Raw genomic sequence first — 265 nt, 5'->3', positions numbered from 1 at the left:
ACGAAGGCGTCGGAGTCGTAGCCCTTGTCTGCGATAACGGCTCCTGTGCGCAAATGTTCAACCAGCTGCGCCGCACACGAGATGTCGGCGACCTGTCCTTCAGTGACGATCAGTCGCAACGGACGACCCATCGAGTCAATCGCCAGATGGAGCTTGGTGCTCAGTCCACCTCGGGAACGACCGAGCGCTTGCGGCCCGTTTTTTTTGAAGCCCCAGCCGAATGCTGGTGTGCGCGTACGATCGTCGAGTCGATCAGGACGTGCTC

At 60.0% G+C, this 265-nt stretch carries 1 pseudogene; it reads right to left on the bottom strand.

Annotation, left to right across the window (positions count from 1 at the left end):
• Positions 1-265 (bottom strand): annotated as a pseudogene (locus SB771_RS34955) (transposase); the annotation flags it as partial.

The organism is Burkholderia sp. SIMBA_051 (genome assembly GCF_046534915.1).
Taxonomy (GTDB): domain Bacteria; phylum Pseudomonadota; class Gammaproteobacteria; order Burkholderiales; family Burkholderiaceae; genus Burkholderia; species Burkholderia ambifaria.
The sequence above is the reverse complement of the archived record's forward strand: the minus strand, read 5'-3'. Positions and strand labels throughout refer to the sequence as shown.